The sequence below is a fragment of the Marinomonas sp. MED121 genome (assembly GCF_000153025.1).
Lineage (GTDB): Bacteria > Pseudomonadota > Gammaproteobacteria > Pseudomonadales > Marinomonadaceae > Marinomonas.
Genome location: NZ_CH672431.1, coordinates 750,260 through 760,244 on the forward strand (window position 1 = coordinate 750,260; position 9,985 = coordinate 760,244).

The following is a 9,985-nucleotide window of genomic DNA, read 5'->3' on the forward strand; positions in this document are numbered from 1 at the left end:
TCTAATATGTAGCTGCCTGCCAAATTAGTTTTGCTGAATAGTCAGTATTAAAATTTTTCTTATCATAATGAAATACATTTGAGTATCTTATCTGCGACATAGATTGTTGTGTGTTAACATGTTTGGGATTTTTCCCCACATCACGAAGAGAAGTTATACAAGCCATGAGTACCACCTCACTAGATAAAGCTAAGATTAAGATTTTACTGCTAGAAGGCGTGCATCAATCTGCATTAGATGCGCTTAATGAAGCAGGCTATACCAATATAGAATTTCATAAAACTGCGTTGGCTGAAGATGAGCTAATCAAGAAAATCGAAGAAGCGCACTTTATTGGTATTCGTTCCCGTACTCAATTGAACGAGAAAGTACTTTCCCACGCGAATAAGCTAATGGCTATAGGTTGTTTCTGCATAGGAACTAACCAAGTTAATTTGGAAGCCGCGAGTGCAAAAGGTATTGCTGTCTTTAATGCACCTTTCTCAAATACCCGAAGTGTTGCTGAATTAGTCATAGGCCAACTAATTTTGTTACTACGTGGTATTCCAGAAAAAAGCGCGGTTTGTCACCGTGGTGGATGGATGAAATCAGCGGTTGGCTCCTACGAAGCTCGCGGTAAACGCTTGGGTATCATAGGTTACGGTAGCATAGGTACTCAGCTAAGTGTTTTAGCTGAATCATTAGGGATGGAAGTTTGCTTTTATGACATAGTGACCAAGTTGCCTCTTGGTAATGCTCGTCAGATTAAAAGCTTGAACAAGCTATTGTCTACTTGTGATGTAATTAGTTTGCACGTACCTGAAACTGCTTCTACGAAACTTATGATAGGTGCTGAAGAAATAGCACGCATGAAAGATGAAGCCATCTTCATGAACGCGTCTCGCGGAACTGTGGTAGATCTTGAAGCACTTGCTGCGGCGATGAAAGAAGGTCGCTTAAACGGTGCCGCCATTGACGTATTCCCTGTTGAGCCTAAAGGCAATGCTGACGAGTTCGTTTCGCCTCTACGTGGATTGGATAATGTGATCCTGACACCTCACGTAGGTGGTAGCACAATGGAAGCACAAGAAAACATCGGTGTTGAAGTGGCTGAAAAGCTAGTTAAATACTCTGATGTAGGTACAACGATTGCGTCTGTTAACTTCCCAGAAGTTGCTCTACCTGCACAAGACGGCAACCATCGTCTATTGCACATCCATGAGAACCGTCCTGGTATCTTGACTAAGATTAACGGCATCTTCTCTGATAACAACATTAACATCACAGGCCAATACCTAAGAACCAGTGAAAATATCGGTTATATGGTGATGGATGTCGATGCTGAAAACAGTGACTTAGCTTTGGAAAAAGTGAAAGAAGTTGAAGGTACCGTTCGCGCTCGTATCTTGTTCTAGTTGTCGGTGTTTTAAACTAAAAAAGGGCGATTCATATCGCCCTTTTTTAGTTTTTACTAATGCTAAATTTTAAAGATCTAAGTGCTAAATACCTACAGGTTAAATACCTAGGCTGACTGAAATCTCATTGACTCGCTTGGTAATGGTTGCAGAGACTTTGCTTAAAAATTGCTCTGATTCAAGTGCTTTACCCTTCACTTGAGACATGGCGTGATTAAGAGACTGCATTTCGGTTTTTTGATCTGCCGCATAGCGTGTTGCTTTTTTAGCTAATTCAGAGGACTGCTTGGACTTCTCACTGACTTCAAGCGCCGAATCTCCTAATTGTGCTGTAAGGCTAACTTGGGTCTCGCTAGCGGATTCAATTTTATCCAGTGACTGACTTAAGTTCTGAGTCGAGGAGGTTAAGCGACTTAGAATTGAGGTGATTTCTCCCAGCGACTCCTGTGTCTTGCTAGATAATGTACGTACTTCGGTAGCAACGACAGCAAAGCCTCTACCATGTTCTCCTGCTCGCGCTGCTTCAATCGCTGCGTTTAAAGCGAGCAAATTGGTTTGTTCTGAAATATCTCGAATAGAAGACACAATCGAAGAGGCATCATTGACTGAATCTTCCAATCCATCAAGAGATTGGCGGCTTTGTGTGAGTGTTTGCATTGCTATTTGATTTGCTTGTTTTAAGCTTTGGGCTTGTTCAACACTACTTTGCATAGCTAAACTTGTTTCACTGGCGTAGCCTTCGACTTCTTTGGCCCTTACCTCTGCTTTATTAGCGAGGATATTCACTTGCTCAGTAATATTGGTGGTTTTGCTAAGTTCGTTGTTTGATTCTTGGTTAAGGCTATTAATGTCATCAAAGGCGTTGAGAACCTTGTTTAAAGAGTCAGAGATGTTTGCGAGTTCTTTATCACGCTTTTGTTTTTGTTCCTCAACATACGCTAGATATTGATTAAAGTAATGAGCCGTTTCTGATAACTCATTTTTTTGTTTTCCAACGTTGATAGGTTCAGAACTTTGCGTCTCAACGAGTGAGGTGACGGCGGATAAAAGGTTTTTAGCGCTCTTAACGACAATACGAGAAAGGAATAAATGAGTCAGAGCACTAATACTGACCATGAGTAAAATAAACAAAGCAAAAGCAAAAATAATCTTTTCTTGGGTTTGTTCTGATTGAGTGGAAATGGCTTGAGTACCCAATTCAAGTTTTGCTTGCAGTTCACTTACTTGGGCACGTAAATCTGCTTGTGCATTTTGCATATGAGTAATGCCACTAAGGCTGTTATTGACATCTTTCATGTATCGATTAACCCAAGAGCTAATCTCAGACTGCATTTCTGTGATTGGACTTTCTGTTTCTTCCTCTTCTTCAGCCCAGCCCATTAATGCACTTAAATCATCTGTTTCTTCCTCTTTTTCCTGATTGGAAAAGTTATTTGGTAGTGCAGACATTGCACTGACCGTTTTATAAAAAGTCTCTGCTTCAGACGCTAAAACCGCTTTGTTCTTTGCTGTATTGGCTTGTAGGAATTGCTCGGTATAGTCGCTAAGACTAATAAAGTGCTTTTTAAGTTTTGCGTCCATTTCTAAAAGCACGACTTTGTCCGCTAAGCTCAGGTTTGTATGAGGCTGAATAATAAAGTCTGAATAAGTATCGATAGCTTGCGACATTTGACGTTGATTATTACGTATTAATGCAAAGGTATCTCCCGACAGTTTTCCAGCCGCACGAATGTCCCCATCTAATTTAAGGCTAATACTTTCAAGTAGCGGACTGATATCAGTTTGAATTTCACTAGGTAGCTCAGTCAGCTGTTGCTTGATGTCTGTATTAATCAGATTGATTGACTCTTGTAGTTTGGTGGCTTCACCAAAGCTTAAATAGCTTTCAATTTTGTCTTTTAATGACACGCTAGCCAAAGTTAATAGTTGATTATATTGGTCTGTCGTTGCCATTGTCTGACGAAATTGCAGTATGCTCCAGGTGAGGGTTAAAGCGAGCAAACTGGTGATCACAAGATAGGTGAAAGTCGTTATTTTAGTCACACGGGAAATTGTCACAATTTTTACCCTTTGATTACGAATGTTACAAAACATTAATGAATTGTGAACTAATGTATGAAAATTAGATGACAGTTTTGTTACATTTACTGGTAAATAGAGTGAGAAAAATAGAAAAAATTTAAAACAAATATTGTTGAAGGGAAATGAACATAAGATCTTCAAAATAGAAGAAAAATTGTCGAATATCGCAAATAGATAATGAGTTTCTATAACTTCAATTTATGATTTTTTTCACTTTTATATCAAAATTGACTTCCAAATTCATCTCAGTGTCATTATCGTGTTGTAGTTTCTTTTATAATTAAATGAATGTTTAAAGATAAAAGAGCGTTCAGTTAATGTTTAAACAGACCTAAATACACAGAATGATTTAAGTCCAATCCCATATTAATAATAAAGATTTAGCGGAGTAAGAACATGACCCTTTCACGTCGTAATTTTGTTAAAGGCGCGACTGCAGCAGGCGCGGTAGCGGCAACCCCTTTTACTATTAGTAAAGCGGTTGCAGCAAACAAGGAGCTGCGCATTTATGCGTGGGCCGGCTATATCACAGATGAAATGCTTGCAGATTTCAAAGCAAAAACAGGTATTAACGCGACTTTCACACCTTATGGTACCAATGACGAACTGATGAACTCACTGCGTGCAACTGACGGTACTGGTTTCGATATAATTATGCCGACAGTAGACCGTGTACCTGGTTATGTTGATTTTGATCTAGTGCAACCACTAGACACATCTCGTGTTAACTGGGATGGATGTCTAGAGAGTGCAGTTAAAGGATCAGAAGTCGGTGGTATTGTGGATGGTAAGCGCTACTTTGCACCATCTGACTGGGGTACTGAAGCGATTGCTTTTAACACAGACTACGCAAAAGTAGATCGTAATAACCTAAGTTACGGCGACCTTTGGAAACCTGAACACGCTGGTGGTGTTACCGTTCGTGGACACTCTGCATTAGTAGGTATTGGTTTATGGCTTGAAAGCATGGGCAAACTACCTTACCCACTGCTTGATTCTTATAAAAATGAAAAAGCCATGCGCGCTAACTTTGATGTAATTTTGAAAACAGCGACTGAGCACAAAGCTGCAATTGCTCAGTACTGGTCGACAGAAAACGAAGCGCAAGGTGCATTCCGTACTAATGGTGCAATCATTGGTCAAACTTGGGACAGCACTGCGTTCAAACTTAAGCAAGAAGGTGAGCCTGTTGCTTATGCTGCACCAAAAGAAGGTGCTTTGGCTTGGATGGAAGGCTTTGTTATTCCTAAAAATGCTAACAATGTTGACTCTGCTTACGAATTTATCAACTGGTACTACACACCAGAAGCAGGTGCAATGTTTGTAGAATCAACAGGCTATAACTCTACTTCGAAAGGGGCTGATGCTCTACTACCAGAAGCAACTAAACAGTTCTTCCAAGACTCTTACACTGAGCAGGAACTGAAAAATCTTTGGTGGTGGCCTATCCAAGAACCTTGGTATGTGGCTTTGCGTAACGAATATCAAGATCGTTACCTATCTGCATAGAACCTTCTAAATAAAGCTCCTAGCCCAATATTTGGGGTGGGGGCTTTTTTTGTCCCTTATTATTTACCTGCAAAACTCCTTGTTTGTAGCAGGTTAGCGTATATGAAAGTAGAGAGAAAAAATGGATAGCAGTGTTCACCTAGATAATGTTGTTATGAATTTTGGCGATTTCACTGCCGTTCAGAAAACAGATTTAAAAATAGAATCAGGCGAATTTTTTAGTTTTCTTGGTCCTTCAGGTTGCGGTAAAACAACCATACTGAACATGATTAGTGGTTTCCTCGACCCGAGTGAAGGCGATGTCAGAATTGGTGGTAAAGCCATGCGTGGTGTCCCTGCTAATAAGCGTCCAACATCAATGATTTTCCAAAACCTTGCTTTGTTCCCTTTGATGACAGTGGCGGAGAATATTGAGTTTGGTCTTGAGGTGCGTGGCGTATCTAAAGCAGAACGTAAAAAGACCTCAGATAGATTATTAGAATTAGTCGCATTAGATGGCAGCGGTACCAAGCAGGTATCAGAGCTATCTGGTGGACAAAAGCAGCGTATCGCTATTGCGCGTGCGTTAGCGGTAGAGCCTCAAGTACTTTTGCTTGATGAGCCTTTATCCGCTTTGGACTTAAAGTTACGTCAGCACATGCGTACTGAGTTAAAAGAAATTCAGCGTAAAACTGGCATCACCTTCATCTATATTACTCACGACCAAGGTGAAGCATTAACCATGTCGGACCGAGTGGGTGTTATGTCCGCAGGTAAGCTACAACAAGTTGCAGACCCAATTACATTATACCGTGAGCCTAAAACAGAATTTGTTGCTTCCTTCGTAGGTGAGAACAATGCGATAGCGGGCTCAGTTGAAGGTGTAGAAGGCAGTAATGTTACGGTTAATTGTGCTGGTCTAGGTTTATTAACTGGACGCGGTATTGGAGCGATCACAAAAGGTCAGCAGGCTAACTTATTTATTCGACCTGAGCTTATTCGTGTTGGCCAAGCAGCTGAAGCCGGTTGTGATGTTATATTTGAGGCCAGTATTAGTGAAATTAACTTCGAAGGTTCTTATTTAACCCTTAATACACAAATTGGAACGCAAACTATTGGCGTGCAAATTGGTGCTGAGCAATATACTGCAGAGCTTGTTGCAGGAGCCAAGGTAAAACTGGGCTTTATCAGTCAAGACGCAGTGGTAATTGCAAGGGGGGAGAATGTTTAGCCAACTAAAAGCAAGATTTGGTGGTGGTATGGCGTTGGGTATCCTCGCCATGATAATGCTATGGCTTATAGTACTTGTTATATTGCCGCAGTTCTTGATGGTCGATTATTCCTTTAGACCTAATTTGTTACCTAGAGAAGTAGGTGGACCAAAAGATACCTACTCTCTTATCAACTATGAAACCTTGTTTGGTAACCAGATTCACCTTGCCATCTTTGCTAAAACAATTTGGTCGAGTGTGTTGGTGACCTTGCTAACCTTATTGGTTAGCTATCCTCTTGCGTTTTATCTCGCGAAAGTGGCAACACCTAGACAAGCAGCATTATGTATCCTTCTTTTAATCATTCCTTTTTGGATCAATGAGATTTTAAGAACCTTTTCTTGGTACATCATTCTTGCGTACAAGGGGCCATTAAATGCCCTGTTATTGGCGTTAGGCTTTATTGATAGACCGGTTCGATTCTTGTCTGGCGATACGGGGGTCATGATAGGTATGGTATATGCCTATATCCTTTTCATGATCTTTCCTATTTACAATGCCATTGAAAGTTTGGATATGAATCAAATCAAAGCGGCTAGAAACTTAGGTGCTGGTTGGATAAGAACTCACTATAGGGTCATTATTCCTCACGCTAAACCGGGTATTGCTACAGGTTGTATCATGACCTTCATGTTGGCAGCGGGTAGTTATGCGGTACCGGCATTGTTAGGTTCACCAGGTAGTCGTTGGTTTACCCAGATAATTTATAACTGGTTCTTTGAAGGGGGTAACTGGAACCAAGGTGCAGCGTATGCCTTCTTACTATTAATTATTTGTATTGGTTTTATTGCATTAGTAATGCGTGTCTTTAAAGTTGGTTTAGGAGATATCGCACGATGAAATCTGAAACCATTATGCGTTGGGGGATTCGCTTTTACATAGGTGTGTTTTTCACTTACCTATTTATTCCTCTCATTATCATGGGGGCTGCAACCTTTAACGATAGCCGCTTTCCAACAGTTTCTCCTTGGAAAGGAGCGACTCTAAAGTGGTTTGAAGCCTTGGCTCAAGATGGGGCTATGTGGCAAGCGCTTTGGACAAGTGTCATTGTTGCGGCTGGCGTTCTAGTTGTGGCTGTGCCTATTGGTATCTGTTGCGCCTTGTTCTTGTCTACCTATCAAGGTAAGGGCAAAACCTTTTTGTACTCCTTGATGATGTCGCCTCTATTAACACCTGGTGTAATCGTGGGCATCTCAACCCTGATCTTCTGGAAAGGTATGGGGGTGAGTGGTGGTGTCATGCTAACTGTGATTGCACAAACGACCTTTATCGCAGCCTACGTTATGTTGATGGTGCTGGCTAGGTTGCAACGTTTTGATAGAACGCTAGAAAACGCTGCTTTAAGTTTAGGTGCAAACCAATGGCAAACATTTCGCCGTATACTCTTGCCTTACCTAAAGCCCGCTATTATTTCAGCTGGTGCCATTGCCTTCTTGCAGTCGTTTGAAAACTACAACACGACATTATTTGTGAAAGGCTATGATACAACCTTAACCGTTTATATCGCTTCTAAAGTAAGAACAGGTTTAACGCCTGCGGTAAATGCTTTGGGTCTGATCATGATATTAACTACAATCGTGATTGCTGTTATTTACGAACTTAAGCGTCGTAAAGAAGCTGCACAAGCGGCTAAGTTAGTAGCGGCGGAAGACTAGTTAGCTAGGTATTTAGAAATAAACTTTTAAAAAGCGAGTTTTGCTAATAGATAGAAGCAAAACTCGTTTTTTTGTATGAAAACTGGCCAAATCTGAACCCCCTGCTAATCTATTCCTCACTTTTGAGATTAATTGATAAATATTCGAGAAAGTACTTGCCCATAAATTCTGAGATGTATATTATACGCATCCACTGACACGGGGTAGCAACAAAGCTTACACCGACAAGCTACCAAGTAGCTAACTACAAGCGTTCACTCTTATTTAGAAAATGTTTAGTAAGTCAGACGCTCTTTAAAATAGTTAATCAGATAATTTGTGTGGGCACTCGCTAGAGACTTCAGCAAGTTATTCGAGTTGTTAATTGCTACGGTAATTGATGTTCGAATGACTACAAAAAATTTAGAAGTCTTACGAGAGTCGATACTAAAACGCTTTATGTTTGATCCATTAGTTTGGATCGAGTTTTAAAGTCAGCAGTAAAGATTTGAGTGAGCAATGATTTTAAACTGAAGAGTTTGATCATGGCTCAGATTGAACGCTGGCGGTAGGCTTAACACATGCAAGTCGAGCGGAAACGATGTAGCTTGCTACAGGCGTCGAGCGGCGGACGGGTGAGTAACGCGTAGGAATCTGCCTAGTAGTGGGGGACAACCTGTGGAAACGCAGGCTAATACCGCATAAGCCCTGAGGGGGAAAGGAGGGGATCTTCGGACCTTTCGCTATTAGATGAGCCTGCGTGAGATTAGCTAGTTGGTGAGGTAAAGGCTCACCAAGGCGACGATCTCTAGCTGGTCTGAGAGGATGATCAGCCACACTGGGACTGAGACACGGCCCAGACTCCTACGGGAGGCAGCAGTGGGGAATATTGGACAATGGGCGCAAGCCTGATCCAGCCATACCGCGTGTGTGAAGAAGGCCCTAGGGTTGTAAAGCACTTTCAGAAGGGAGGAAAGGGTGTTGCTTAATACGTAATATCTGTGACGTTACCTTCAGAAGAAGCACCGGCTAACTCTGTGCCAGCAGCCGCGGTAATACAGAGGGTGCAAGCGTTAATCGGAATTACTGGGCGTAAAGCGCGCGTAGGTGGTTTGTTAAGTCGGATGTGAAAGCCCAGGGCTCAACCTTGGAATTGCACCCGATACTGGCAGGCTAGAGTACGATAGAGGAGTGTGGAATTTCCTGTGTAGCGGTGAAATGCGTAGATATAGGAAGGAACATCAGTGGCGAAGGCGACACTCTGGATTGATACTGACACTGAGGTGCGAAAGCGTGGGGAGCAAACAGGATTAGATACCCTGGTAGTCCACGCCGTAAACGATGTCTACTAGCCGTTGGGTTGTAATGACTTAGTGGCGAAGCTAACGCGATAAGTAGACCGCCTGGGGAGTACGGCCGCAAGGTTAAAACTCAAATGAATTGACGGGGGCCCGCACAAGCGGTGGAGCATGTGGTTTAATTCGAAGCAACGCGAAGAACCTTACCTACTCTTGACATCCATAGAATTTAGCAGAGATGCTTAAGTGCCTTCGGGAACTATGAGACAGGTGCTGCATGGCTGTCGTCAGCTCGTGTTGTGAAATGTTGGGTTAAGTCCCGTAACGAGCGCAACCCTTGTCCTTATTTGCCAGCGAGTAATGTCGGGAACTTTAAGGAGACTGCCGGTGACAAACCGGAGGAAGGTGGGGACGACGTCAAGTCATCATGGCCCTTACGAGTAGGGCTACACACGTGCTACAATGGCGCATACAGAGGGCTGCGAACTTGCGAGAGTAAGCGAATCCCATAAAGTGCGTCGTAGTCCGGATTGGAGTCTGCAACTCGACTCCATGAAGTCGGAATCGCTAGTAATCGTGAATCAGAATGTCACGGTGAATACGTTCCCGGGCCTTGTACACACCGCCCGTCACACCATGGGAGTTGATTGCTCCAGAAGTAGCTAGCTTAACCCTTCGGGGAGGGCGGTTACCACGGAGTGGTCAATGACTGGGGTGAAGTCGTAACAAGGTAGCCCTAGGGGAACCTGGGGCTGGATCACCTCCTTAAACGATATGAAGCTCTGGGTGAGTGTTCACACAAATTATCTGATGTAACC

Annotated in this window: 6 protein-coding genes and 1 rRNA gene; 6 read left to right on the forward strand and 1 reads right to left on the reverse strand. The window is 42.5% G+C overall.

Annotated elements, in window-relative coordinates:
• Nucleotides 1-164: 164 nt before the first annotated feature.
• Nucleotides 165-1,394, forward strand: coding sequence for a phosphoglycerate dehydrogenase (serA, locus tag MED121_RS15000; RefSeq protein WP_009834576.1), 1,230 nt, complete (start codon nt 165-167; stop codon nt 1,392-1,394).
• 99 nt (nt 1,395-1,493) lie between these two features.
• Here the strand turns inward: serA and MED121_RS15005 are convergent, their stop codons facing one another.
• Nucleotides 1,494-3,452, reverse strand: coding sequence for a methyl-accepting chemotaxis protein (locus tag MED121_RS15005; protein ID WP_050764592.1), 1,959 nt, complete (start codon nt 3,450-3,452; stop codon nt 1,494-1,496).
• 420 nt (nt 3,453-3,872) lie between these two features.
• Between MED121_RS15005 and MED121_RS15010 the strand changes: the two genes are divergently transcribed.
• From MED121_RS15010 to MED121_RS15030, 5 genes are all read left to right on the forward strand, one after another.
• Nucleotides 3,873-4,985 (forward strand): extracellular solute-binding protein, encoded by a 1,113-nt coding sequence (locus MED121_RS15010; protein WP_009834578.1) that lies wholly within the window; start codon nt 3,873-3,875, stop codon nt 4,983-4,985.
• Between the two features lie 121 nt (nt 4,986-5,106).
• A complete protein-coding gene (locus tag MED121_RS15015) occupies nt 5,107-6,195 on the forward strand; it encodes an ABC transporter ATP-binding protein (RefSeq protein WP_009834579.1) in 1,089 nt (362 codons plus the stop codon).
• Nucleotides 6,188-7,075: an ABC transporter permease gene (locus tag MED121_RS15020; protein ID WP_009834580.1), complete on the forward strand. Its 888-nt coding sequence runs from the start codon at nt 6,188-6,190 to the stop codon at nt 7,073-7,075. Before MED121_RS15015 ends, MED121_RS15020 begins: the two co-directional genes overlap by 8 nt.
• Nucleotides 7,072-7,890: an ABC transporter permease gene (locus tag MED121_RS15025; protein ID WP_009834581.1), complete on the forward strand. Its 819-nt coding sequence runs from the start codon at nt 7,072-7,074 to the stop codon at nt 7,888-7,890. Before MED121_RS15020 ends, MED121_RS15025 begins: the two co-directional genes overlap by 4 nt.
• Before the next feature lie 506 nt (nt 7,891-8,396).
• Nucleotides 8,397-9,935: ribosomal RNA gene (locus tag MED121_RS15030) — 16S ribosomal RNA — on the forward strand.
• The last annotated feature ends 50 nt before the right edge of the window (nt 9,936-9,985 follow it).

Bases quoted from the DNA above. Each gene is read 5' to 3' on its own strand.
- serA (WP_009834576.1), top strand. From the start codon at position 165: ATGAGTACCACCTCACTAGATAAAGCTAAGATTAAGATTTTACTGCTA.
- MED121_RS15010 (WP_009834578.1), top strand. From the start codon at position 3,873: ATGACCCTTTCACGTCGTAATTTTGTTAAAGGCGCGACTGCAGCAGGC.
- MED121_RS15015 (WP_009834579.1), top strand. From the start codon at position 5,107: ATGGATAGCAGTGTTCACCTAGATAATGTTGTTATGAATTTTGGCGAT.
- MED121_RS15020 (WP_009834580.1), top strand. From the start codon at position 6,188: ATGTTTAGCCAACTAAAAGCAAGATTTGGTGGTGGTATGGCGTTGGGT.
- MED121_RS15025 (WP_009834581.1), top strand. From the start codon at position 7,072: ATGAAATCTGAAACCATTATGCGTTGGGGGATTCGCTTTTACATAGGT.